General features: G+C 36.6%; 21 protein-coding genes and 2 pseudogenes. 14 read left to right on the top strand and 9 right to left on the bottom strand.

The window, feature by feature from the left end:
* Window positions 1-75: 75 nt before the first annotated feature.
* The 5 genes and pseudogenes from tnpA to rpsI all read left to right on the top strand — a co-directional run bounded on the left by tnpA (window position 76) and on the right by rpsI (window position 4,250).
* Window positions 76-590 (top strand): annotated as a pseudogene (gene tnpA / locus HT722_RS01525) (IS200/IS605 family transposase).
* A gap of 497 nt (window positions 591-1,087) precedes the next feature.
* Window positions 1,088-1,981 (top strand): ABC transporter ATP-binding protein, encoded by an 894-nt coding sequence (locus HT722_RS01520; RefSeq protein ID WP_050241923.1) that lies wholly within the window; start codon window positions 1,088-1,090, stop codon window positions 1,979-1,981.
* Complete coding sequence (locus tag HT722_RS01515) at window positions 1,978-3,177, top strand: ABC transporter permease (protein ID WP_173277101.1); 1,200 nt, start codon at window positions 1,978-1,980, stop codon at window positions 3,175-3,177. The genes HT722_RS01520 and HT722_RS01515 overlap by 4 nt, the downstream gene beginning before the upstream one ends.
* A 215-nt stretch (window positions 3,178-3,392) precedes the next feature.
* Complete coding sequence (rplM, locus tag HT722_RS01510; protein WP_001044624.1) at window positions 3,393-3,839, top strand: 50S ribosomal protein L13; 447 nt, start codon at window positions 3,393-3,395, stop codon at window positions 3,837-3,839.
* 18 nt (window positions 3,840-3,857) lie between these two features.
* Window positions 3,858-4,250 carry a 30S ribosomal protein S9 gene (rpsI, locus tag HT722_RS01505; protein ID WP_000075964.1) on the top strand — a complete coding sequence of 131 codons (393 nt, stop codon included), beginning with the start codon at window positions 3,858-3,860 and terminating at the stop codon, window positions 4,248-4,250.
* 248 nt (window positions 4,251-4,498) lie between these two features.
* Here the strand turns inward: rpsI and HT722_RS01500 are convergent, their stop codons facing one another.
* The 4 genes from HT722_RS01500 to HT722_RS01485 form a co-directional block, all read right to left on the bottom strand.
* Window positions 4,499-4,783, bottom strand: coding sequence for a tyrosine-type recombinase/integrase (locus tag HT722_RS01500; protein ID WP_173277099.1), 285 nt, complete (start codon window positions 4,781-4,783; stop codon window positions 4,499-4,501).
* Window positions 4,784-5,070: 287 nt separating this feature from the next.
* Window positions 5,071-6,279 (bottom strand): ATP-binding protein, encoded by a 1,209-nt coding sequence (locus HT722_RS01495; protein ID WP_173277098.1) that lies wholly within the window; start codon window positions 6,277-6,279, stop codon window positions 5,071-5,073.
* A gap of 383 nt (window positions 6,280-6,662) precedes the next feature.
* Entirely contained in the window at window positions 6,663-8,201 is a 1,539-nt protein-coding gene (locus HT722_RS01490; RefSeq protein ID WP_172931951.1) for a helix-turn-helix domain-containing protein, read from the bottom strand.
* Window positions 8,182-9,852: a histidine kinase gene (locus HT722_RS01485; protein ID WP_173277097.1), complete on the bottom strand. Its 1,671-nt coding sequence runs from the start codon at window positions 9,850-9,852 to the stop codon at window positions 8,182-8,184. Before HT722_RS01485 ends, HT722_RS01490 begins: the two co-directional genes overlap by 20 nt.
* A 203-nt stretch (window positions 9,853-10,055) precedes the next feature.
* Here HT722_RS01485 and HT722_RS01480 point away from each other — a divergent pair, with 203 nt between their 5' ends.
* From HT722_RS01480 to HT722_RS01460, 5 genes are all read left to right on the top strand, one after another.
* On the top strand, window positions 10,056-10,973 hold the full coding sequence (locus tag HT722_RS01480) for an ABC transporter permease subunit (RefSeq protein WP_000861540.1): 918 nt from the start codon (window positions 10,056-10,058) through the stop codon (window positions 10,971-10,973).
* 17 nt (window positions 10,974-10,990) lie between these two features.
* A complete protein-coding gene (locus tag HT722_RS01475) occupies window positions 10,991-11,887 on the top strand; it encodes a carbohydrate ABC transporter permease (protein WP_001267167.1) in 897 nt (298 codons plus the stop codon).
* Window positions 11,888-11,896: 9 nt separating this feature from the next.
* Window positions 11,897-13,462 (top strand): extracellular solute-binding protein, encoded by a 1,566-nt coding sequence (locus HT722_RS01470; protein ID WP_173277096.1) that lies wholly within the window; start codon window positions 11,897-11,899, stop codon window positions 13,460-13,462.
* Window positions 13,463-13,666: 204 nt separating this feature from the next.
* On the top strand, window positions 13,667-14,311 hold the full coding sequence (locus tag HT722_RS01465) for a YesL family protein (RefSeq protein ID WP_173277095.1): 645 nt from the start codon (window positions 13,667-13,669) through the stop codon (window positions 14,309-14,311).
* Window positions 14,308-16,521: a TIM-barrel domain-containing protein gene (locus HT722_RS01460; RefSeq protein WP_173277094.1), complete on the top strand. Its 2,214-nt coding sequence runs from the start codon at window positions 14,308-14,310 to the stop codon at window positions 16,519-16,521. Before HT722_RS01465 ends, HT722_RS01460 begins: the two co-directional genes overlap by 4 nt.
* Window positions 16,522-16,743: 222 nt before the next feature.
* Here the strand turns inward: HT722_RS01460 and HT722_RS01455 are convergent, their stop codons facing one another.
* Window positions 16,744-17,220, bottom strand: coding sequence for a glutathione peroxidase (locus tag HT722_RS01455; protein ID WP_173277093.1), 477 nt, complete (start codon window positions 17,218-17,220; stop codon window positions 16,744-16,746).
* Between the two features lie 210 nt (window positions 17,221-17,430).
* On the opposite strand from HT722_RS01455, the pseudogene HT722_RS01450 reads away from it, so the two are divergent.
* Window positions 17,431-20,620, top strand: a pseudogene (locus HT722_RS01450) (LPXTG-anchored hyaluronate lyase).
* A 93-nt stretch (window positions 20,621-20,713) separates the two neighbouring features.
* On the opposite strand, the gene HT722_RS01445 reads toward HT722_RS01450, so the two are convergent.
* The 4 genes from HT722_RS01445 to HT722_RS01430 are packed head-to-tail and all read right to left on the bottom strand — an operon-like array spanning window position 20,714 to window position 23,860.
* Window positions 20,714-21,343 (bottom strand): bifunctional 4-hydroxy-2-oxoglutarate aldolase/2-dehydro-3-deoxy-phosphogluconate aldolase, encoded by a 630-nt coding sequence (locus HT722_RS01445; RefSeq protein ID WP_173277092.1) that lies wholly within the window; start codon window positions 21,341-21,343, stop codon window positions 20,714-20,716.
* 9 nt (window positions 21,344-21,352) lie between these two features.
* On the bottom strand, window positions 21,353-22,354 hold the full coding sequence (locus tag HT722_RS01440) for a sugar kinase (RefSeq protein ID WP_173277091.1): 1,002 nt from the start codon (window positions 22,352-22,354) through the stop codon (window positions 21,353-21,355).
* 30 nt (window positions 22,355-22,384) lie between these two features.
* On the bottom strand, window positions 22,385-23,026 hold the full coding sequence (locus HT722_RS01435) for an RpiB/LacA/LacB family sugar-phosphate isomerase (protein WP_000684789.1): 642 nt from the start codon (window positions 23,024-23,026) through the stop codon (window positions 22,385-22,387).
* An 18-nt stretch (window positions 23,027-23,044) separates the two neighbouring features.
* On the bottom strand, window positions 23,045-23,860 hold the full coding sequence (locus HT722_RS01430) for a gluconate 5-dehydrogenase (RefSeq protein ID WP_061631077.1): 816 nt from the start codon (window positions 23,858-23,860) through the stop codon (window positions 23,045-23,047).
* Window positions 23,861-24,133: 273 nt separating this feature from the next.
* On the opposite strand from HT722_RS01430, the gene HT722_RS01425 reads away from it, so the two are divergent.
* From HT722_RS01425 to HT722_RS01415, 3 genes are read left to right on the top strand one after another with little or no spacing between them, the layout of a single operon-like run.
* On the top strand, window positions 24,134-24,568 hold the full coding sequence (locus tag HT722_RS01425) for a PTS sugar transporter subunit IIA (RefSeq protein WP_000706826.1): 435 nt from the start codon (window positions 24,134-24,136) through the stop codon (window positions 24,566-24,568).
* Between the two features lie 11 nt (window positions 24,569-24,579).
* A complete protein-coding gene (locus tag HT722_RS01420) occupies window positions 24,580-25,770 on the top strand; it encodes a glycoside hydrolase family 88 protein (RefSeq protein ID WP_173277090.1) in 1,191 nt (396 codons plus the stop codon).
* A gap of 10 nt (window positions 25,771-25,780) precedes the next feature.
* A complete protein-coding gene (locus tag HT722_RS01415; RefSeq protein WP_000178619.1) occupies window positions 25,781-26,272 on the top strand; it encodes a PTS system mannose/fructose/N-acetylgalactosamine-transporter subunit IIB in 492 nt (163 codons plus the stop codon).
* The last annotated feature ends 3 nt before the right edge of the window (window positions 26,273-26,275 follow it).

The following is a 26,275-nucleotide window of genomic DNA, read 5'->3' as shown; positions in this document are numbered from 1 at the left end:
AGGTTATACCCCAAAAACTCCAAACGCGATACAATAAAGGTGTTCAAGCCAATTGTAAAGCGAAAGGAGAAAAATATGGCACAAAAGGCTCATAGTTTATCGCACACAAAGTGGCACTGTTCTATCATATTGTGTTCACCCCTAAGTATAGACGAAAAGTCATCTATAATCAATATCGAAGTAGTTTAGGCGAAATATTTCATCGTTTGTGTAGTTATAAAGGAGTTGAAATTATCGAGGGTCACTTAGTGCCAGAGCATGTACATATGTTAGTAAGTATTCCACCAAGGATAAGTGTTTCGAGTTTCAGGGGTTATTTAAAAGGAAAAAGTGCACTCATGATGTTTGACAAACACTCCAATCTCAAGTACAAGTTTGGGAATAGGCATTTCTGGGCGGAAGGTTATTATGTAAGTACAGTAGGGCTTAATGAAGCCACAATTAAGAAATATATTCAAGATTAAAGAAATTATCCAGTGGATGATTTCTTCACGAGTATGAAAATTTGAGAATGAGTAAAGCATGATATAGCACTAGATAAATTGAGTGTAAAAGAATATGAGGATCCCTTTAGGGATAGTGGTAAGTAATACTAAAGCCTCTTTAAGAGGCAAGTGACGAGTCAAGAGCAATGAGGCTTGAACAAAGTGAAAGCTAGCGTCTTTAGGCGCTAGCTGGTAATTTGGGCTTATAGCACTGGTACAAACCACCCGTTTGACGGGTGGATTTTTGCTTTTCAAATAACAATTCAGGATCAAAAATCGACAGTTGAGGAGCAGAGTGGATAAATTAAGTTTGCTACTGTATAATGGATTTATCACTAATACTCTTCGAAAATCTCCTCAAACCACGTCAGCTTCGCCTTGCGGTATATATGTGACTGACTTCGTCAGTCTTATCTACAACCTCAAAACAGTGTTTTGAGCAACCTACGGCTAGCTTCCTAGTTTGCTCTTTGATTTTCATTGAGTATAAAAGTGCTCCAGGCCATATTTTACATAGCATTAGTCTTCTAAAATGGACAGAAATCATTGTAAAGGCTATCAAAAAGGAGTATAATGAGTGAAAGACATTTCGGAGGTGAAAGATGCTAGAAGTAAGAAGTCTAGAGAAAAGTTTTGGATCCAAGCAAGTTTTGTTTGGTATTGACTTTCAAGCGCGACCAGGTCGTATTTTGGGACTAGTCGGGAAAAACGGTGCTGGGAAGACAACGATTTTCCACAGTATTTTGAAGTTTTTAGAATACCAAGGAGAAATCAGTCTAGATGGTCAGGATATTCGTCAGGAGACCTACGCTCGGATTGGCTATCTGCCTGAAGAACGCAGTCTTATGCCTAAATTGACAGTCCTTGAGCAAGTTCGCTATTTGGCGACTCTAAAAGGTATGGATGCCAAGGAGGTTAAGGAAAAACTCCCTCAATGGATGAAGAGGTTGGAAGTGAAAGGGAAGCTGACAGATAAAATCAAGAGTCTGTCAAAAGGAAATCAGCAGAAGATTCAGCTCATCATTACTCTGATTCATGAACCAGACTTGATTATCTTGGATGAGCCTTTCAGTGGATTGGACCCAGTCAATACAGAATTGCTCAAGCAAGTCATTTTTCAAGAAAAAGAACGTGGGGCAACCATCATCTTTTCTGACCATGTCATGACCAACGTCGAGGAGCTTTGTGACGATATTCTCATGATCCGAGATGGCCGTGTGGTCTTGCATGGACCAGTTCAGGATGTCCGAAATCAATATGGGAAAACGCGTCTCTTTGTTTCAAGTGAACGAAGCAAGGAAGAATTGGAAAAACTTCCTCATGTTAAACAGGTGAGCTTGACCAAACAAGGCAGTTGGAAATTGATCTTAGAGGATGAGAGCGCTGGAAGGGAACTCTTCCCAATCTTGACTCAAGGGCAATATATCGCAACCTTTGACCAGCAAGCGCCAACAATCGATGAAATCTTTAAACTAGAATCAGGGGTGGAAGTATGAGAAATATGTGGGTTGTAATCAAGGAAACCTATCTTCGACATGTCAAATCGTGGAGTTTCTTCTTTATGGTGATTTCACCATTCTTGTTTATCGGTCTCTCTGGAGGAATTGGCTATCTCCAAGGCTCATCAATGGCTCAAAGTGGTAAGATAGCAGTGATTAGCACGGTTCCAGCTGTGACAGAAGGTCTCAAATCTACCAATGGTCTCAATTTTGACTACAAGGATGAAGCAAGTGCTCAAGCTGCTATCAAGGATGAAAAATTAAAAGGCTATCTGACCATTGACCAAGAGGATAGTGTCTTGAAGGCAGTTTATCACGGTGAAACTTCCCTTGAGATTGCTATTAAGCTAGGAGTAACGAGCAAGTTAAATGAGCTTCAAGATCAACTCAATCGTTCGGCAGCCAATTTGTCACAAGAACAGGAAAAACGCTTGGAACAAACAGTTAACTTTACGGAGAAAATTGATGAATCCAAGGAAAATAAAAAGTTTATTCAAACAATGGCAGCAGGCGCCTTAGGATTCTTTCTTTATATGATTCTGATTACCTATGCGGGTGTAACAGCTCAGGAAGTTGCCAGTGAAAAAGGCACTAAAATTATGGAAGTCGTCTTTTCTAGCATAAGGGCTAGTCACTATTTCTATGCGCGGATGATGGCTCTGTTTCTGGTGATTTTAACGCATATCGGGATTTATGTTGTAGGTGGTCTGGCAGCCATTTTGCTCTTTAAAGATTTGCCATTCTTGGCTCAGTCTGGTGTTTTAGATCACTTGGGAGATGCTTTCTCACTGAATACATTGTTCTTTATTTTGCTTAGTCTTTTCATGTACGTCGTCTTGGCAGCCTTTCTAGGTTCTATGGTTTCTCGTCCTGAGGACTCAGGAAAAGCCTTGTCGCCTTTGATGATTTTGATTATGGGTGGTTTTTTTGGAGTGACAGCTCTAGGTGCAGCTGGTGACAATCTCATCTTGAAGATTGGTTCTTATATTCCCTTTATTTCGACCTTCTTTATGCCATTTAGAACCATTAATGGCTATGCAGGGGGAGTAGAAGCATGGATTTCACTTGCGATTACAGTGATTTTTGCAGTGGTAGCAACAGGATTTATCGGACGCATGTATGCCAGCCTAGTCCTTCAAACGGATGATTTAGGGATTTGGAAAACATTTAAACGTGCCTTAGCTTATAAATAGAAGAGCCTCGCGAAAGCGAGGTTTTTTAGAGATAAAAAGAGTGGAATTTAGAAAAATATTTTTCATATCTATTGACTTTTAGGGGTGAAATTTGGTATTATAGTAGGCGGTATTGTTTACCCCATTTGAAAGGCCCCGGAACCTTCCAAATACTTTTCGATGGGAAGGAACACCCATCACTGTAAACAAAAATCGAACTATATATAGGAGAAATCATGAACAAAACAACATTTATGGCTAAACCAGGCCAAGTTGAACGTAAATGGTACGTAGTTGACGCAACTGATGTACCACTTGGACGTCTTTCTGCAGTAGTTGCTAGCGTACTTCGCGGAAAAAACAAACCAACATTTACACCACACACTGATACAGGTGACTTTGTGATTGTTATCAATGCTGAAAAAGTTAAATTGACTGGTAAAAAAGCAACTGATAAAATCTACTACACTCACTCAAACCACCCAGGTGGATTGAAACAAATCTCTGCAGGTGAACTTCGTTCTAAAAATGCAGTACGTTTGATCGAGAAATCAGTTAAAGGTATGCTTCCACACAATACTCTTGGGCGCGCTCAAGGTATGAAGTTGAAAGTATTTGTTGGAGCTGAGCACACTCACGCTGCACAACAACCAGAAGTTCTTGATATTTCAGGACTTATCTAAGGAAAGGAACAATAAAGTATGTCACAAGCACAATATGCAGGTACTGGACGTCGTAAAAACGCTGTTGCACGCGTTCGCCTTGTTCCAGGAACTGGTAAAATCACTGTTAACAAAAAAGATGTTGAAGAGTACATCCCACACGCTGACCTTCGTCTTGTAATCAACCAACCATTCGCAGTTACTTCAACTGCAGGTTCATACGACGTTTTCGTTAACGTTGTAGGTGGTGGATACGCTGGTCAATCAGGAGCTATCCGTCACGGTATCGCTCGTGCCCTTCTTCAAGTAGACCCAGACTTCCGCGATTCATTGAAACGTGCAGGACTTCTTACACGTGACTCACGTAAAGTTGAACGTAAGAAACCAGGTCTTAAGAAAGCTCGTAAAGCATCACAATTTAGTAAACGTTAATTCGAAAGAATTACTGTACTTACAAAGAGCACCTTTCGGGGTGTTCTTTTTTGTACTTTTTTACTAAATTGGTGCAATTGACACAGTTGTTGCGACTTTAGTCGCTTACAAATGTGGCTGCAACCTGACAAGGTCAGTTGCCTCAAAACGTTAATCAATACGATTATATCAACGTTTCAAAGCACTCAAAAGTTTACCTTATGGGTGCTTTTTTCGTGTTTTTTTGAAAAATTTACCTTATTTTTACCTTATTGTTTTAGAGACTTTAAAGCAAATTCACCTACTGTCATAGGAACTACATTAGAAGTATTTACGTAAATCTGTGTTGTTCCTGTGTCACTGTGTGTTAGAGCTTCAGAAATAGCTTCTAAGCTCATTCCTGCTTGTTTAGCAAGCGTTGCTCCTGTATGTCGCAGTTTATGAGGTGTAGCATGTGCCAGTTCATATCTTTGTTGTTCTTTCCAAGAGATAAGAAGCTGAAGTAAGTCATTAGAAATAGAGAAAATGGGAAATATTTCCATAATAAAACGCATATTATCAAGGTTTCAATACCTGATACTATGCGTTTTTAGGATTTTAAATCCTGATTGCTTGGCCTCTTTTTCATTATAGTTCCGTTTGATTTATAGTTTCATTAATTCTATGGAGATTCATCATTTTGAGTAATAATAGTACTTCCAGAAGTTAAAGATTTCATTTTATCCTTCAAGTGTCTGTATTAGATAATATGTTCTAAATTCCTTATATCTTGTTAGGATTTGGGTAGAATCATTGATAACAGACTGTTACAAATCTAGTCAGCTGAATGATTTATATTTATCTATTTTTCTAGTAACCAATCTATGATATTTTTCTTCTCAATACCATTGTAATTTGCTGTTGGCTGAATCGTATCCATTGTTAATAGATATTTTGGGAATTGATCTTTAATGGCTTCTAGTGGTCTAAGTTCTCTTTCTAGTGTTTCTGGAGAAAGTGTTGTTTCACTGAACTGATAATAAGCGTAGTGACCAAGATCAGTTACAACAACAAAATCAACCTCATATTTATCTAAATTACCAACATATACTTGTGAATATCTACGTCTCAATTCCAAATAGACAATATTTTCCAAGATATGGCCAATATCTTCTTTGTGGTCTGGTAATAAGAGATGTCGTAAACCTAAATCAACGGGATAATATTTTTCTAATCGTTGCAATAATGCTCTACCTTTTACATCAAAGCGTGGAACGGAATAAAAAAGTAAACTATCTGTCAAAGTTGTCAAATAATTTTCTAAAGTATTATGGGATATTGAAACATTTTGGCTGACTAGGGTATTGCGAATCTTATTTGTTGATATTAAGCTACCTGTACTACTGAGAAGGGTTCGGACAATGCGCTCAATAATAGTAGGATTTGGATTTCCCAATCTAGTGACAATATCATTTAACAGTATGGAGTTATATATTCCTCTGAGATAGTCAATTTTTTCAGCGTAAGATGATGTTTGCAATAAGTAAGGGAAAGCACTAAAGAGATAATTGTTAAAAATTTCTGTTGTATTCAGATTCTCTGTGAGAGATTGACCTGATAGATATTCTTCAAATGACAAAGGAAGAACCTCTATCTCAACATACCGACCAGTCAAGTTTGTAGCTAATTGGCTGCTCATAAAGTAGGCGTTTGATCCAGTCAAATAGAGGTCAACATTTGGTAGGATGAATAGGCTATCTGCAACTAGTTCAAATTTTTCAACATGTTGAATTTCATCTAAAAAGATATAGTATGTTTTCTCCCCAACTAACTGCTCTTTTATATAAGCGAATAATGTTTGAAAATGTCGCAGGTCATAGTAACTCAAATCTTCGAAATTGATGGATATAATCTGATCCTCGTCTACCCCAGTTGCTAGTAACTCTTCTTTATAGAGTTGAAAGAGAACAGATTTACCAGCTCGTCTAACTCCGCTCACGACTTTGATGATTTGGCGGTCACGATGTCTTCTTAAAAAATCTAAATAATGTGGTCTTTTAATATAGTTCATAATAGATACCTCAAAGATAGTATAATACAAATAGACATTATTTTCAAATATTTAGAAATAATATTTAATTCGTCTGATTATTTCTAAAAGTTTGAAAATAATATTTTTGTGCAATCAAAAAATAATCCATTTTGGTATGGCATGATAGTAAATCTTGTGAGGTTTTGTAGCAAGTATTCAAATAAAAAGCGCATACTATCAGGCGTGTATGCTTGATAGTATACGTTTTATCCTAGAAATATTTACTGGCTGTTTTTTTCAAACTGACTTTTTAAGAAGTTACCTTATCAGCAATTTCAAATAAGTTTATGGAGCTATCTTTGGAAAAATTGTAGAGTGTCAAAGCTTACCACAGCCTTTATCATTTCAATGATTTAGATTGCTTACATTTTGTTTTGATAAGTTTTACGGTAATCTCCAGGAGAAAGTCCAGTCCTTTGTTTAAAAATTTTAGTAAAGTAAGAATAATTATCATACCCTACTTGACAAGATACTTGTGATATCGATATATTTGTTTGAGATAGGAGAGATTTAGCAGCATTAATGCGTTTATCCGTTATATATTTAACAAGAGTTTCTCCAGTTTCTTTTTTAAAAATTCTAGCTAAATGATCTGCGCTGAGATAAACCATATCTGCTAATATAGAACGATTTATATCTTCATAGTAGTGATGATCTATGTATTCGACGATGCGTTGAATACTATTTTTTTGGTTTTCAATGTTTGTTGCAAATTTCTTAGCATGTGACCAGTAATAATCAAAGTAATCCTGAAAAGATTCAATTGAATGAAAGCGTCGTTGGAATAAGAAATCATGAGTGCTGTTTTGGAACAATTTATGTGCCGAAATTCCTTTTTGATCTAGATATATTCCTATTTGTTGAGTCCAATCTAGTAAAATTTGTTGTAGTGTGAAAGTAGGAATTTGAGAATTATAAGCAAGTGAATTAATTTTTTCTCTTAATTCGTATTCACTTAAGGTATCTAAAAAAGTAATTGAAAGAGTTTCTGTTTTAAAGGAAGTTGGAAAACTATGTGGAACACATGTAATAGTATTCCAATAAGAAACATATTGTTCATTATAAGTGTAGAGTTCTTTGGTATGAAATAAAATATCGGATATTTTATGGCAACTCTTATATATAATGTTTGAGTATTTACTAAAGTTATTAGAAATTTGAGAATGAATCTCATATGCTAATTTGTCACTACGTTTGGATGAGTCCACTCTAAAGAGACAAACATATTGATCAACCTGACTTTCCATCTTGAACAAACTTATCAGCTTATAAGAAGGTTGTGAAATTCTTTGAAGTTCTCTTTTTAGTTGAGAAGTCCATGATGGAGTTTCTGCAGAATAATCTTCTTCATTAAGATTGATTGTTAAAACTGCAAGAAAAAAATACTGGTGTTTTTGAAGAATAAAATCTTGTTTGCTTGCTATATTTTCTAGCTCATCAATGCGAGAAATTTGAGGTTTTCTAAGGTAATCATACCAGAAGTTATCTTCTATTTGTAAAAGTGCATCATTTTTTCCGTTTAAGTTATGATTCTCAATTTTACTAATGGCTTTTTGAATAATAAATTCTAATTTTTCAAAGTTAATGGGTTTTAGATAGTATTCGAAGCTTTGTAATTCAATTGCTTTTTGAGCATAGTTGAAGTCGGCGTAATTGGTTAAAAAAATTGTTTTTATATCATATTTTTCATTTCTAATCCAAGATAAGAGTTCGAGGCCACTACCTTGAGGCATTTCTATATCGCTTATCATGAGATCAATAGGATACTCTCTAATAATATTTTGAGCTTGAGTGAGGCTATAGGCAACATAAACAGTGTCAATGTGTAGTTTAGCCCAATTTATTTTCTCTCGTAAAGCTTCAATGATAAAACGATCGTCATCAACTAATAAGATGTTCATTATAACCTCCGTCGATAATCTTGTATGGAATAAGTAAAAGAATTTTAGCCCCACCTTCTTCATTATTTTCAAATGCAATACTATAGTCATTAGGATAGAGAAGATTTAAACGTTCGATGGTGTTTGTGATCCCGATATGATGTCCATCTTCTGTTATTAGAGACTGTTTCTGATTTAGTTTTGATAAAATTTCTTCAGAGAAACCTGGACCATTATCCTCGATACAAATATGAATGTAATCTGAGTTCTCAGTTTTTACTTTTTTTATCGATAGCAAAATTGTAAATAAATCCTGAAATGAAAAACCGTGTTTGATTGTGTTTTCAATAAATGTTTGTAACAGTAATGATGGGACAAGAGTATTTTGTAGGTCATCATTGTAGTTTAGTGAAAAGTAGATGCTATTTCCATATCGAATTTGTTGTATTTCTAAATAATCTTTAATATGCTGAACTTCATCTTTAAGTTCTGAAAAATCTTGATTAGCCATAAATAAATGACGGAGATAATTTGAAGTTAGGATAGTTAACTCTTCAATTTCCTTGTAGTTTTTTGTTTGAAGCATACTATGAATCATTGATAACATATTTAAGTAGAAATGCGGACGAATTTGGTTCTTAAGATAATTAAGTTCAATCTTCTTAAGTTCTAGTTGTGAATGGTATTCTCGTATTTTTAATTCTTGCATGTCAAAAATTACTTTATTAAGTTTATCATTTGCCTTATCAATTTCTAGTATACCTTCAGATATAAAAAATTCAGAAGGGGGGATGGAGTCCCCGAGTTGAGAGAGTCGTTCAGTGAGTCTTGTTATTGGTTTAATCATCCATTGACGAATATACAGGATAATGATGATTGATAAAATGGTGATAATGATAGGAACGGCTGATAAAAATACTTCTAAGAGTGTGATATTTCTAAAGACTTCGGCATAATCGACTAAAACATAAATATCGAAAGGTAAATGCGTTTTTTCATTTTGAGCATGAATCAGGTAGTTTTCGGAGGGTATATTGTTAGGCTCTTTTAGGGAAAGTTTACCATTATTTCCAATATTGAGTTTTCTTAGAGGTTTTAGGATATCTTCTGAAGATATGACGGCATAAATGATTTTTCCTTCGTAATAAACAGATTTAACTAAGTATTCGCTATTTTTAGTAGTTACATTTTTCCATTTACGGTCACTTATATCACTACGCAATGATTTTAGATTCGATTTTAACAGTAGATAATCTTCATATGGAATATAAAGATTGGAGACATTTATAAAATGATCAGTACTATCGGTTTCTAATAAGAATGTCATATGAGTTTCATTTTGATATTCAAACTCTATAAAGCTAGTTTGAACTTTTTTGAGATTTTCTTGATACTCAAGAAACGTTTGTACATGATTTAAGTTCTCTAAAGATTCATTATGTGTTATTGTTGAGTACATAAAGCGTTCTACAGAATGCAATTTCTCATTAACAGAATCAGCATAAATTTCAATTGAACTACGTAGGTGTACTATATTTTGGTTTTTAATAAAATTTCTGGTTATGTTACTCATAGCAATATTGATTAAAATATTTATCAATAGTAGTACAAGTAGGAGTTTAAAGAAAAAATGAATGGAATGTTTTTTTGATAAGTCGTGATTTAATTTCATATACTATTCTCCTCTTAAAATTATAGCACTTTGAAAATACGATATCATGTAACAAAACAGATATGTTTTATCAAGATGTCGGAAAAGTAATAGTTTTTAAAATTAAAAAAACTGAAAAATTGATAAACCTAGTCCAAAAAGTTCTATTAAGGGAATTCTATATGGTGTAAAATAATCGTAGAAAATCAGATGGGAGGAAAAACATGAAAGTAGCATCTCAACTTCATAAAATAAAATTAAAGCATAGTATTCCGTTATATATATTACTTTTTCCTTCAATATTGCTATTAATTTTATTTTCCTATATTCCCATGTTGGGACTAATTATTGCATTTAAAGACTATTCACCAGCCAATGGTATCTTTGCTAGTCAGTGGGTAGGATTTAAGTACTTTACTCAATTTTTCTCATCATTCCAATTCGGGACAACTATGTTCAATACATTAAAAATTTCACTTTATAGTATTGTAGTAGGATTCCCCTTGCCTATTATACTAGCTATAATCAGTAATCAGTTAAGAGTTGGGAAATTTAGAAAAATATTTCAAGTGACAACTTACTTACCTCATTTTATCTCTACAATGGTTATGTGTGGGATGATCATCTTATTTTTATCTCCTACTAGTGGTTTGTTAGCGAATGTATTTAAGTCTGTTGGAATCACTATTCCAGATTTTTTATCAAAACCTAGTCATTTTGCAGGTGTTTATGTTTGGAGTGATGTATGGCAACATATTGGTTGGGATAGTATTATTTATCTGGCGGCGCTTTCTGCAATTGATCCTACATATTATGAGGCTGCAACTATGGATGGTGCCTCTAGGTTACAAAAAATCCGGCATATAGAATTACCATTGCTTTTGCCGACTGCTATGATTTTATTAATATTAAGAGCAGGTAGTTTATTAAGTGTAGGTTTTGAGAAAGTGTTACTACTACAGAATCCTCTTAATTTAGCAGGAAGTGAGATAATTTCGACCTATGTTTATAAAGTTGGTATGGTGAACTTTCAGTATAGTTATTCGACAGCTATAGGGTTATTTAACACCGTAGTCAATCTAATAATTTTGTTATCTGTTAACTGGTTCTCAAAAAGATATACTAGAACGGGTCTTTTTTAAAGGAAGGAGTGCTTAAAGTGAGATGGTTTCATAAATCAAGAAAAACAAACTCTGAATTATTATTTGATATAGTTACCTATGGTTTAGCAATTTTCCTTATCCTGTTAATTGTTTATCCGTTATGGTTTGTAGTGATTGCATCTTTTAGTAATCCTTCAGATGTTGCAAATGGAAAGGTATGGTTTATTCCTAGAGAATGGAAATTAGATGGATATTTACGTCTTATTCAACAACCTTTATTCTTACGTAGCTATCTAAATACCATTTTATATACTGTTGTTGGTACCTTAGTTGCTTTAGTAGTCAATATTCCAGCTGGTTATGCTTTATCTAGAAAAGAATTAGTTGGTAGAAAATGGATGAGTATTCTATACATAATCCCTATGTTCGTATCAGGTGGCTTGATTCCTACCTACTTAACAGTAAAGAATGTTGGCCTAATTGATACATTTTGGGTAATGGTAATACCTTTTGCGGTTTCATCATACAATATTATTGTTGCTAGAACTTTCTTTAATAATAGTATTCCAGACGGGATGTGGGAGGCTGCGCAAATTGATGGATGTGGTACAATTCGTTATTTTATTAAGATAGTCGTTCCTTTATCAAAAGCTATTATAGCAGTTATTGGACTTTGGACCGCAGTTGGTATTTGGAATTCGTGGTTTAATGCTTTAATTTATTTAACGAATGAAAATTTACAACCATTGCAATTAATTTTACGACGTTTACTAATTAGTAATCAAATGTTACAATCGCAAGCAACAGGAGAAGTTGCATCAGATCTTCGTATCAAAGCCGATATGATGAAATATGCAGCAATTGTTATTTCAACCGCTCCGATAATGTTGCTATATCCCTTTGTTCAAAAATATTTTAATCAAGGTGTAATGATTGGTGCCTTGAAAGAATAGGAGAAAAACATGAAAAATAAATCATTTACATATTTGTTCTTAGGAACCGTTACACTTGCTGGCTTAACAGCCTGTGCAAATTCCAATAATGCGAATAAGGACGATAAGTCTGGAGAAGATTCTTATAAAATCACAACAGTTCGTTGGTCTGACTGGGGGGAAGATTATCATAAAGGTTTTCTAACTGATTCTGCCAAAGAATCAGGTATCGATGTTAAATGGGACACACTTGTAGCTGCAGATTGGGCAGATAAGAAATCTGTGTTGGTTGCTAGCGGAGATTTACCAGATGCATTTTTAGGTTCAAATGCTTTTACAGATTCAGAAATTGCTCAGAACCAATCTCTATTTATTCCATTGGAAGATTTAATCAAGGAAAACATGCCAAATTTAACTAAGGCTATGGAGAAAGAACCTAAGATTAAAGCTATGATTACTTCACCAGATGGTCATATCTACAGTCTACCTAAAAAATTACCGATGCGTCCTACTGTAGCTAATCAGCTATTTATTAATAAAAAGTGGCTGGATAATTTAGGATTAAAGGTTCCAGAAACTTATGATGATTTAGTAAAAGTACTACAAGAATTTAAGGATAAAGATGCGAACGGAAATGGAGACACTTCTGATGAAATTCCATTCGGAGCAGGAAACTTTGATCCAACATTCTCATATATTCTTCCGTTCAATAATCGTTTAGGTGCAGATAATACATATGAAATGTCTGTAAAAGATGGAAAACCAGTCTACCTTCGTACAGAAGAAAGTTATAAACAAGGGATTGCAGCAATGCACGAAGCTTATACAAAAGGTTTGATTGATCCGGAAATCTTTACAGAAGATACCTCTATGAGTGTTGCGAAACGTATGGATAAGGGAGTATCTAGAGTAGGTGTTTCTAGTGGTTGGACAGCAGATGCAACGTTTGGATTACATTCAAGTGAGTATATTGCTCTACCTGCTTTAAAAGGTATGGACGGTAAACAATATGTCTTTTCTGATCCAGATCATTACAACTACGGTCGCAATGAAATTTTGATTACAAATAAGAGTAAAAATCCTGCTAAATTATTGAAATGGTTGGATAAATTATATACAGATGAAGCAAGTATTCAGAATTTCTATGGATCATTTGGAATAGCTACTGAAAAGAATGGTGATAAGTTTAAAGTGTTACCTCCTAAAGATGGTAAATCAGCTGATGAATGGGCATGGATTCATTCACTTCGAGATTTTGGTCCTAAATACGTAAGCGATGATATCAATAGTCGCGTAGAAATCGATCAAACACAAGGTGATGGATTGAAATTGAAGATGGACCAAGATTTGAAACAATTTGCGTTGCCAGCTTACCCTAATGTGATTTATTCACAAGAAGAGCTTAACAAATTATCATCAATCTATGTGAGTATTGAATCTTATGTCAAACAACAAGCATCTAAATGGGTAGTTGAAGGCGGCATAGAAAAAGAATGGGACTCATACAAAGAAACTCTTAAGAATATGGGATTGGACGAATTTATGAAGATTCAACAGGAAGCATATAATCGTTACCAAAAAGAAGTAAAAGAGTAATACTTTATATGAACTCTTGATTGTATAAACAAGGGACTAGCTAGTTACAGGAAGCGAGACTGATAACATCAAATTATCTCGCTTCCTTTATTCTAATTTTTAAAGAAATTTGGAAATGTTTTTTAAATAATTTAGGTAATATTTTTGTGCAACTGACATTCTAAAATATAGAGTTAAGACGATTGATTTTATGGAGAATATATTATGCAAAAATTATTTTCATTAGATGGAAAAGTGGTTAGAATTTTAACTTTTTTGACAGATTTAATTATTTTAAATACTCTATTTATTGTTAGTTGTATTCCAATAGTTACAATTGGAGCATCACTAACTTCTCTTACGACAATGTGGTATCGTATTTTAAAAGGTAAAGATACCGATATTGCTTATCATTATTTTCGGATCTTTAGACGAAATTTTAAACAGTCAACTTTTATTTGGTTGTTTATCCTCCTAATAGAATTACTTTTATATGTGAACTATTGTCTTTGGGGCTATTCAAGTTTATTTTCAGAGTATAGTTTATTGTTAGTGTTGCCCTTTTTATTTGTTATAATACTTTTGATGAGTGTTATTTTTCCCTATATTGGTCTATTTAAAGATAATCTAAAAAATAGTATTGTAAATAGCGTATTAATTTGTATTTTAAATCCAATACAAGCTATCATGTTGGTTTTATTTAATATGTCTGTACTGTATATGAGTTTTAGTAGTCCAGAACGAGTTTTAACAGCTATTTACGTATTTACATTTGGGGGATTTGCTTTTTGCGGATTGATGAATGTAACGATAACAAATAAAATGTTTGATAAGGTAAAGCAATTTACTAAAAGGAGGACAACAAATTGAAAATTTTTAAGGGAGAGTTTTATCGAATCTCTGTATTAACAGACAAGTTAGTAAGGTTAGAATACTCTCAAACTGGAAGTTTTGAGGATAGAACGACACAACTTATCTATAATAGAGATTTTAGTCAAGTTTCGTTAGATTATATCGAGACATCAAACGTACTAGATATTATGACGGACTATTTTCATCTGCACTTTAATAAAGGAGAATTTAACGCCGAAAATTTATTTATAGAATTAAAAGGAAATTTTGCCGTATATGGTAGTCGCTGGTATTTTGGTGAATCTATTGAAACGTTAAAAGGAACAGCTCGGACTCTGGATAAGGCAGATGGAGCCATCCCATTAGAAGATGGAATTATTAGCCGAAAAGGTATAGCCTTATTGGATGATTCTCAAGGATTTATTTGGGATGAACAGTCTGGTTATATTGAGAGAGAAAATCAAATTGACCTGTATTTCTTTGCCTATGGGCATGATTATAGAGGAGCAATCAGAGACTTTTACCATTTGACTGGTTCAACACCCTTGTTGCCACGATATGCTTTAGGGAATTGGTGGAGTAGGTATTGGCCTTATACGTCGGATGAATACTTGAATTTAATAGACAGATTTAAAACAGAGAACATTCCATTATCTATCGGTGTGTTAGATATGGATTGGCACATAACTGAAATTCCAGCACGTTTTGGAAGTGGGTGGACAGGATATAGTTGGAATAGAAACTTAATACCTAATCCAGAACAGTTATTGCAAGAACTTCATGATAGAAAGTTAAAACTCTCTTTAAATGTCCATCCTGCTGATGGTATACGGGCTTATGAAGAAGCTTATCCTCGAGTCGCCAAACGATTGGGGCTAAATGTAGAATTAGAAGAACCTGCTATTTTTGATTTTTTTAATCCCTCTTTTAGGGAAGCCTACTTTAAAGATGTTCATTATAAGCTAGAAAAGCAGGGAGTAGATTTTTGGTGGATTGACTGGCAACAAGGGACACAAGGTATGTTGGATCCACTATGGCTTTTAAACCATTATCATTATCAGGATAGTTGTAAAAATGCAGAAGGTGGTTTGATTTTATCAAGATATGCAGGTCCTGGTAGTCACCGCTACCCTGTTGGTTTTTCAGGGGATACTATTATTAGTTGGAATTCCTTAAGATTTCAACCTTATTTTACAGCGACAGCATCTAATATCGGTTATAGTTGGTGGAGTCATGATATTGGTGGACATATGCTGGGGGATTATGACGAAGAGCTACAAACTAGATGGCTACAGTTTGGTGTTTTTAGTCCGATTACTCGCTTACATAGTTCCAGAAGTCCCTTTAATAGTAAAGAACCTTGGTTTTTTTCAGAAACAACATCTAAGATTATGAAGAAATACCTTCGTTTGAGACATAAGATGATTCCATATCTATATACCATGAATGTAAAGACACACGAGGAAGGTGCCCCTTTAATCAGCCCAATGTATTATTTCTACCCAGAGAATGATGAGAGCTATAATGTTCCAAATCAATACTTTTTTGGAACAGAACTGATGGTGGCTCCCATTGTAGAAAAGATGGATTTGGCATTCCAATCTGCAAAAGTGGATGTATGGTTCCCTGAAGGTGAATGGTATGACTTCTTTTCAGAGAAAAAATACACAGGTGGTGTGAAGTTGAGTGTTTATAGAGATATTTCGACGATACCTGTGTTTGCAAAAAGTGGTGCAATCATTCCCTTGGTTGGTTCTGAGATAGATATGGGTGTTGATTTACCTGAAGTTGTAGATTGGTATGTATTTCCAGGCAAACAACATTCTTTTGAAATGATTGAAGATCAAAATGGTCAAAGATATAAAACAAGATTATCAATCGACTGGGAAATGGGGATGGTAGAGTTAGCATTACAAGGAGATTCTAGTATCGTTCCAAGCAATAGAAAACATAGAATTCATTTTAAAGGAACGAATGTGTCTATCATTGAATTGCCAAATAGGAATGATATAGCTAGATTTGAATGGAAAGATAATAAAAGGACATCCCTAAATGATGAAGTTTTTAGACTACTAAAGACTGCTTCTCTTCCATATGAATTAAAAGATAGATTGTTAAATCAATTCATCAATGCCAAAAATTCTCATGAGTTAATGAATATCTTGCATCATCAGGATAAGGAATTGAGAGGGCGTTTGTTGGAAATGATATTTACTAGCGAAAACTAATTGAGATAATTAGAAAGTCATTTGTTTAGTGTATATGAAGCTTCGGTATGGTATTTGTTATCATTGGTCACATTCAAAATGTGAAATAAGTAGCTACAATATAGACTTTACAACACTTCATGTTTCATATCATGGGGTGTTTTTCTATTTAAGTCAAAGCTCATCAAAAAATCCCACTATTCATTAGGCTAAAAGAAACCTAATCATAGTGAGATTGTGAAATTATAGTAGGGCTTGTATGGCCTCTTCAATTTGTTTTGGGTCTGTTTTTGAAGAGAAGCGTTCAAAGACCTGCCCATCACGACCGATGAGAAATTTAGCGAAATTCCATTCGATTCGTTTTCCTAGTGGGCCAGATTTCTGGTCTTTCAACCAAACATAGAGGGGATCTGCCTCCTTACCGTTGACCTTGATCTTGGCAAAACGTGGGAAAGTGGTTTGATAGTGTAGGCTACAGAAGGCGTTGATTTCCTCTGCGCTACCTGGTGCTTGTCCCATAAACTGATTGCAAGGGAAGTCTAAAATCTCAAAGCCTTGTTCTTGATAGCGGTCATAGAGTTCTTGGAGTCCTTGGTACTGGGGCGTTAACCCACATCCAGTAGCAGTGTTGACAATCAAGAGTACCTTACCACGATAGCTCTCCAAGGGAGTTGATTGGTTGTTTTGGTCTAAAACGGAAAAATCATAAAGTGAAGTCATGAGGGCCTCTTTTCTTTTTCTACATTGTAACAGTTTTTACTTTTTTCGTCGAGGCGGATGGAAGATGTTGTTGAAAAATAGGTCCTTGATATAATAGAAATCGTTTACAAACAGCTTAAAAAATGGTGTGGATTAATTAAACCGATTTACTTAGTTGCTATAAATCTCTAATTTGATATTTAGTTCCTATTGATTTATTGGAGTGTGTACATGCAAACAAAAACAAAGAAACTCATTGTGAGTTTGTCTTCACTTGTTTTATCAGGATTTTTATTATACCATTATCTGACAGTTGGAGCGGAAGAAACGACTACGAATACCATTCAGAAAAACCAGAAGTTCAGTATCAGCAAAGGGATACAAAAAATTTAGTTGAAAATGGTGATTTTAGTCAGACTGAGGGAAAAAGTGGGCTCTGGACAGGAAGTAAAGCCAAGGGCTGGTCAGTTTGGGTTGACCGGAAGAACAGTTCTGGTGACGCTTCAACTCGAGTCATTGAAGCTAAGGATGGGGCTGTTACGATCTCTAGTTCGGAGAAACTACGAGCTGTAGTTCACCGTATGGTCCCTATTGAAGCTAAGAAAAAGTATAAGCTGCGTTTCAAGATTAAGACAGACAACAAAGTGGGAATTGCCAAGATTCGTATCATTGAGGAAAATGATAAAGACAAGCAATTATGGAATTCTACGACTATATCAGGAACAAAGGATTGGCAGACTATAGCCCGACTTTAGAGGTGGATAAGATCAAGCTAGAGTTGTTCTGCGAGACAGGAACAGGCACAGTTTCGTTTAAGGATATTGAGCTTGTAGAAGTAGAGAAGCAACTGTCTAACCCTTCTCAAACAGATAATAAAACGCTTGAAGAAAAGATTGATTTACCTTTAGGCAAGAAACATGTCTTCGCTGTTCAAGATTATACTTATAAGATTGAAAATCCAGACCTTGCCTCTGTCAAAAATGGCATTTTAGAACCTCTTAAAGAAGGGACAACCGATGTCATTGTCAGCAAAGATGGGGAGGAAGTGAAGAAGGTTCCTTTGAAGGTTCTGGCGTCTGTTAAGGATGCATACACAGCCCGTTTGGATGATTGGAATGGCGTCATCGCTGGGAATCAATACTATGATTCTAAAAATGAACAGATGGCCAAACTAAACCAGGAGCTGGAAGGAAAGGTCGCGGATAGCTTAGCCAGTCTTTCTACTCAAGCAGAACGTATCTATTTGTGGGAGAAATTTTCAAATTATAAAACTTCTGCAAATCTGACTGCTACCTACCGGAAATTGGAGGAGATGGCCAAACAAGTGACCAATCCATCTTCTCGTTATTATCAAGATGAAACTGTCATTCGAACGGTTAGGGATTCCATGGAATGGATGCATGAGCATGTCTACAATAGTGAAAAGAGCATTATTGGGAACTGGTGAGATTATGAAATCGGTACACCTCGCGCAATCAACAATACCTTGTCTCTGATGAAAGAATACTTCTCAGATGAGGAAATCAAAAAATACACAGATGTGATTGAAAAATTTGTGCCAGATCCAGAACATTTCCGAAAGACGACTGATAACCCATTTAAGTCCCTAGGTGGAAACTTAGTGGATATGGGAATGGTAAAAGTAATAGCTGGTTTACTGCGCAAGGATGACCAAGAAATTTCTTCTACCATTCGTTCGATTGAGCAAGTGTTCAAGTTGGTAGACCAAGGTGAAGGTTTTTATCAAGATGGATTCTATATCGACCACACCAATGTTGCCTATACGGGTGCTTATGGGGATGTCTTGATTGATGGCCTGTCTCAACTGTTGCCAGTCATTCAAAAGACCAAGAGCCCAATCAATAAAGATAAAATGCAAACTATGTACCACTGGATTGATAAATCGTTTGCCCCTTTGCTGGTGAATGGAGAGTTGATGGATATGAGTCGTGGACGCTCGATCAGTCGTGCAAATTGCGAGGGGCACGTGGCCGTAGTAGAAGTGTTAAGATGGATTCACCGGATAGCGGATATGTCTGAAGGAGAAACCAAACAACGTTTGCAGAGTCTTGTGAAGACCATTGTTCAATCGGATAGTTATTATGATGTCTTTAAGAATTTGAAGACTTATAAGGATATCAGTTTGATGCAATCTTTGTTAAACGATGCTGGAGTCGCAAGTGTTCCAAGAATCAGTTACTTATCTGCCTTTAATAAGATGGGTAAAACAGCCATGTACAATGCAGAGAAAGGGTTTGGATTTGGCTTGTCACTCTTTTCCAGTCGTACCTTGAATTACGAATACATGAACAAGGAAAACAAACGTGGTTGGTATACGAGTGATGGGATGTTCTATCTTTACAATGGCGATTTGAGTCACTATAGCGATGGCTATTGGCCAACAGTTAATCCATATAAGATGCCTGGTACGACAGAGCCAGATGCTAAGAGATCGGATAGTGATACAGGTAAAGTTCTACCGTCTGCTTTCGTTGGAACGAGCAAACTAGATGAGGCCAATGCGACAGCAACCATGGATTTCACTAACTGGAATCAAACACTAACTGCTCATAAGAGCTGGTTTATGCTGAAGGATAAGATCGCCTTTTTAGGAAGCAATATCCAAAACACTTCAACAGATACTGCTGCAACTACAATTGACCAGAGAAAACTGGAATCAAGTGATCCATATAAAGTCTATGTCAATGATAAAGAAGCCTCCCTCACGGAACAAGAAAAGGATTATCCTGAGACCCAAAGTGTCTTCTTAGAATCGTCCGATTCGAAAAAGAATATTGGTTACTTTTTCTTTAAGAAGAGTTCAATCAGTATGAGTAAGACTGTCCAAAAGGGATCTTGGAAGGATATCAATGAAGGACAGTCAGACAAGGAAGTTGAAAATGAATTTCTTACGATTAGTCAGGCTCATAAGTAAAATGGGGATTCTTATGACTATATGCTCATCCCTAACGTGGATCGTGCCATCTTCAATCAAATGGTAAAAGAGTTAGAAAGTAGTCTCATCGATAACAATGAGACCCTTCAGTCTGTTTATGATGCCAAACAAGGAGTTTGGGGCATTGTGAAATATGATGATTCTGTTTCTACTATTTCCAACCAATTCCAAGTCTTGAAACGTGGGGTCCATACCATTCGAAAAGAAGGGTATGACTATAAGGTTGCCTACTACAATCCTGAAACCCAGGAATCAGCTCCAGATCAGGAAGTCTTTAAAAAGTTAGAACAAGCAGCTCAACCACAAACTCAGGATTCAAAAGAAAAGGAAAAATCTGAAGAAGAAAAGAACCATTCGGATCAAAAGAATCTCCCTCAGACAGGAGAAGGTCAGTCAATCTTGGCAAGTCTAGGGCTCTTGCTACTTGGGGCGGCTTATCTATTCCGTAGAGGAAAGAATAACTGATTTGTTCATCATCTAAGATGAATCACATGAAACTGTGGAAAATAGAAAAAATCCGAAGAAGGTCAAACATCTTCGGATTTTTTTCACTTCATTTTATCTGAGTGTAACATACTGTTTGGCAATCTCGCTAATGCGGTCAAAGTCGCCTTGGGAAGCGAGTTTATTGAGTTCGCCACCAATTCCAACGGCGTCTGCACCAGCAGCGAACCATTGAGGAATGTTGTTTAGGCCGACTCCTCCGGTTACCATTACGGAAACTTGTGGGATCGGTGCCTTGACTGCAGAGATATATGCTGGACTGAGAGCACTACCTGGGAAGAGTTTAATGATTTCACTACCGGCTTCAAGTGCAGTCGTTATCTCTGTGAGAGTAATACAGCCTGGAATGTACGGTGTGCTGTAGAGATTGCACATTTTTGCAGTTTCAGCATGGAAAGATGGAGAAACAACGTAATTTGCTCCGGCTAGAATAGCATCTCTAGCAGTTACGGCATCAATCACAGTACCTGCACCGATACAAACACTTTGATCGTCCTGATACAAGTCTACAAGTTCCTTGATGATTTGCCCTGCATACTGATTGGTATAGGCGATTTCAATAGCTTTGATACCGCCCTTGATACAAGCAATCGAGGCTTGCAGTCCTTCTTCCTTTGTATTTCCTCGAATAACAGCGACAATTTTTTGTTTTTTTAGTTCAATAATCGTATCTGATTTGGTCATGTAATTCTCCTAACGAATGATATCTTGTGCATTTGCCAGTAATTTTTCAATACTAGTTTCGGAAGTGGAGAGATGGTCTCCTGGAAGAGTACATTTGAGAGTTGCGCTCGCAACTGCAAAGTCAATGGTAGTTTTTAAGGAGGAATGATGGAGTAGTTGATAAAGGGCACCAGATATAAAGGCATCCCCGCTACCAACTCGTTGATAGACTGCAGTTTTTAGTTGGACAGACTCTTCAAATCGTTCTCCCAGAGCATAGGCCTGATAGACATTTTTGTCTTGTTCATCACTAGAGCGGAGGGTATGGAAAATGGCCTTGAAACCATAGGCTTCTTTTAATTGTCGCATGCGATTTTCCACCTCTTTTAGGCTGGCTCTGTCTCTTGGGAACATCTCTAGATTTTGGTCATCAATCATGAGAGGATCAATACCAAAGCAATAGTCAGCGAAACGTGCAAACTTAGAAAATTCATACTTGGCTTCTAGGACTGAAATCATCTTTGTTCTCAGATTGAGATCCATTGAAACGATAATCCCTCGGCGCTTGGCTTCTTCCAAGAGTAGGAGAAGGAGCGTACGAACCTCTTGACCGATAGCTACAGTGATTCCACTAAAATGAAAATGGCTAATCCCCTGAAAGAGAGAACCCATATCTAGCATGTTTGGCCGAATCTGGCTGATACTCGTATGCTTACGATCGTAGAAAACTTCACTTTGACGACAACCAAAGCCGTTCTCCAAAAAGTAGAGGCCGATTCGATCGCCAAGCCGACAGATTGAACTGGTATCGATTTGGTGCTGTTTCAAGAATGTGAGAAAACGATCTCCAATCTCGTTGGCAGGGAGTGCGGTAAAGACTTTCGTTGAGATACCCAGGGCTTGCAAATTACAAGCGATGTTAATTTCTGATCCGCCAAAATAAGTCGAACTGGCAACATGATCGCCGATACTGGTGGCATCTAATGGTGAGATTCGAATTAATGGTTCGCCAAACAGTAATATTTTCGTCATCCATTAGTTCCTTTCTGGTTTAGAATAGCTTTACTTGGCTAATACTTCTTTCAAATAAGCAGCGACTTCATCATCTTGGCAGTTTTCAAAGAAGTATTCTTGGAAGTATTTGCCAGAGATGGTGTCTTTGAGGAAGTCTTGGTCGATTGTTTTAAGGATGGTCATCAAATCATTGTAGGTGATTTGTTTTACCTCGTTTAAGATACGAGCGTTGCGTTGTTCAGGGATTACACGTTCTCTTGGGTAGCCACCGCCCATTTCTTCAGCAAATAAGCGTTCAAACATCAATTTGAGGGTCAGTTCTGCCCCCCAGCCAAATCCTTTGGCATAAGGGATAGACAAGGCGTTACCACCATTGATTTGAGAATAAAGGTAAGCGTCAGTTGGGTCCACTGCTAGACCACAGACAACACCAGGGAAGCTGTTTAAAGCAAGCATAGCTCCTACACCCGTACCACAGCCGGTAACAACAAAGTCGACTGCTTTTGTATTTAAAAGGATGGCAGCCATTAGGCCGTTTTGTACGTATGTTAATGGGTTTTCACCTTCTTCTCCACGCATACCATAGTTAAATAATTGGTAGCCTTTTTTATTTGTCGCTTCTTTTAGACTATCATAAATAATGTGATTCTTACTAGCTTGACTATTTTCATTGATTAATGCGATTTTCATAAGATCCTCTTTCTATTTTTACTCAGGTTGTTTTCCGATGTAGGCTAAGATACCGCCATCTACATATAGGATGTGGCCATTGACAAAGTCGCTGGCATCACTAGCGAGAAAGACAGCAGGGCCCATTAAATCTTCAGGATTTCCCCAACGTGCAGCAGGTGTTTTTGCAATGATGAACTGGTCAAATGGGTGGCGAGAACCATCTTCTTGCAACTCACGAAGAGGTGCTGTTTGAGGAGTGGCAATATAACCCGGCCCGATTCCGTTACATTGGATATTGGCTCCACCGTATTCAGACGCAATGTTGCGGGTCAACATTTTCAAGCCGCCTTTAGCGGCAGCATAAGCGCTAACCGTTTCACGTCCCAGTTCGCTCATCATCGAGCAAATATTGATAATCTTTCCATGCCCTTTCTTTATCATAGAAGGAATGACTGCTTTTGAAACGATAAATGGTGCGTTTAAGTCAATATCGATGACCTTACGGAAATCAGTGGCGCTCATTTCGCACATTGGAACGCGGCGGATAATACCAGCGTTATTAACAAGGATGTCAATGACACCAACCTCTTGTTCGATTTGCTTGACCATGGCTTGGATACCGTCCTCGTCTGTCACGTCACAGACATACCCATGGGCTTCGATGCCAACTTCACGATAAGCTTCAATCCCTTTATTGACCAGGTCTTGATTGATATCATTAAAGACAATAGTAGCGCCGACCTCAGCGTAGGATTTGGCAATAGCAAATCCAATTCCATAAGAAGCGCCGGTGATGAGAGCAATTTTTCCTTTTAAAGAAAACTGCTCAATTGAGAATGATGTATTTGTCATTTGATACTTCCTTTCAAATTTGTTAAGACTTCTCTATAACCAAATTATATTCTAGTAAACCGGTTTTGTCAATAATTAAATATTTTTATTTCTGAAAATCTTTGTTTTCCTAAAAAAAAACGGAAGATTTTGAAGTTTCTGTCTATTGTAATGGTTAAATAAGTAATGAAAGCGCTAATATTTTTTTGAAAAAACTATTGACAAGATAAAAATAAAGGTCTACAATGTAAAATATAGAGTAAACCGGTAAACTCAAAAAAGAAAGGAGAAAAGATGAAAATTGTACTTGTAGGGCATGGACATTTTGCCACAGGGATTTATAGTTCTTTACAATTGATTGCAGGCAATCAAGAAAATGTGGAGGCGATTGACTTTGTGGAAGGGATGTCAGCAGATGAACTCAAGCAAAAAATCTTACTTGCAATTTCAAATGAAGAAGAAGTTTTAATCCTAAGTGATCTCTTGGGAGGATCGCCATTCAAGGTTTCTTCTACCATAATGGGAGAAAATCCAGCCAAAACAATGAATGTTCTCTCGGGTTTGAACTTAGCTATGTTAATGGAAGCAGTCTTTGCTAGAATGGCTCATAGCTTTGATGAGGTTGTTAATAAATCAGTAGTGGCGGCTCAGGGCGGAGTCGTAAATGGTAAAGAATTGTTTTCAACGGATGCAGAGGAAGAGGAAGAAGATTTCGAATCGGGTATTTAAAGGGTAAAAGAATGATAAAAAAGGTTACGATTGAAGAAATAAAATCGCCTGAGCGCTTCTTAGAAGTACCACTTCTGACGAAAGAAGAAGTCGGCCAGGCAATCGATAAGGTTATTCGGCAGTTAGAATTCAACCTTGACTATTTCAAGGAAGATTTCCCGACGCCAGCTACCTTTGATAATGTCTATCCAATCATGGATAATACGGAATGGACCAATGGTTTCTGGACAGGAGAACTGTGGTTGGCTTATGAATACAGTCAACAGGATGAATTTAAAAACATCGCTCATAAAAATGTTCTTTCTTTCCTGGATCGTGTCAATAAGAGAGTAGAATTGGATCACCATGATCTCGGCTTCTTGTACACACCGTCTTGTATGGCTGAATATAAGATAAATGGAGAGGGAGAGGCCAGAGAGGCAGCCTTGAAAGCTGCAGATAAGTTGATTGAACGCTATCAAGAAAAAGGTGGTTTTATTCAAGCTTGGGGAGACTTGGGCAAGAAAGAGCATTACCGTTTGATTATCGACTGCTTGCTCAACATCCAACTCTTATTCTTTGCTTATCAAGAAACAGGCGATCAAAAATACTACGATATTGCAGAAAGCCATTTCTATGTTTCAGCTAATAATGTAATCCGTGATGACGCTTCGTCCTTCCACACCTTCTACTTTGATCCTGAGACAGGTCAACCCCTTAAAGGTGTAACGAGACAAGGGTATAGTGATGATTCATGCTGGGCACGTGGTCAATCATGGGGAGTCTATGGTATTCCTTTGACTTATCGTCACCTGAAAGACGAGTCCTGCTTTGACTTGTTTAAGGGTGTAACCAATTATTTCTTGAATCGTCTGCCAAAAGATCATGTTTCTTATTGGGATTTGATTTTTAATGATGGTAGTGATCAATCACGAGATTCTTCAGCAACAGCTATCGCTGTCTGTGGGATTCATGAAATGCTAAAACATCTCCCAGAGGTGGATGCTGATAAAGATATTTATAAACATGCTATGCATGCCATGCTTCGTTCTTTGATCGAACATTATGCAAATGATCAATTTACCCCTGGTGGGACAAGTCTCCTCCACGGTGTGTACTCATGGCATTCAGGTAAAGGAGTGGATGAAGGCAATATCTGGGGTGACTACTATTACCTAGAAGCCCTTATCCGTTTCTACAAAGACTGGAACCTATATTGGTAGGAGGAGAAATATGACAATGCCAAATATTATTATGACCCGTATTGATGAACGGTTGATTCATGGGCAAGGACAACTTTGGGTAAAATACCTAGGTTGTAATACGGTCATTGTTGCCAATGACGAAGTAAGCACGGACAAGATGCAACAAACTCTGATGAAAACAGTTGTGCCAGACTCAGTTGCCATGCGTTTCTTCCCTTTGCAAAAGGTGATTGATATCATTCACAAGGCTAATCCTGCTCAAACGATCTTTATCGTTGTAAAGGATGTGAAGGACGCTTTAACCTTGGTAGAAGGTGGTGTCCCTATTAAAGAAATCAATATTGGGAACATTCACAATGCCCCTGGTAAAGAGCAAGTGACACGCTCCATCTTCCTGGGTGAAGAGGACAAGGCAGCCCTAAAGGAATTGAACCAAACTTATCAAGTAACATTTAATACGAAAACAACTCCAACAGGAAATGATGGAGCTGTTGAAGTCAACATTATGGACTATATTTAAAAG

This window comes from Streptococcus sp. 53 (genome assembly GCF_013276565.1).
GTDB lineage: Bacteria > Bacillota > Bacilli > Lactobacillales > Streptococcaceae > Streptococcus.
The sequence above is the reverse complement of the archived record's forward strand: the minus strand, read 5'-3'. Positions and strand labels throughout refer to the sequence as shown.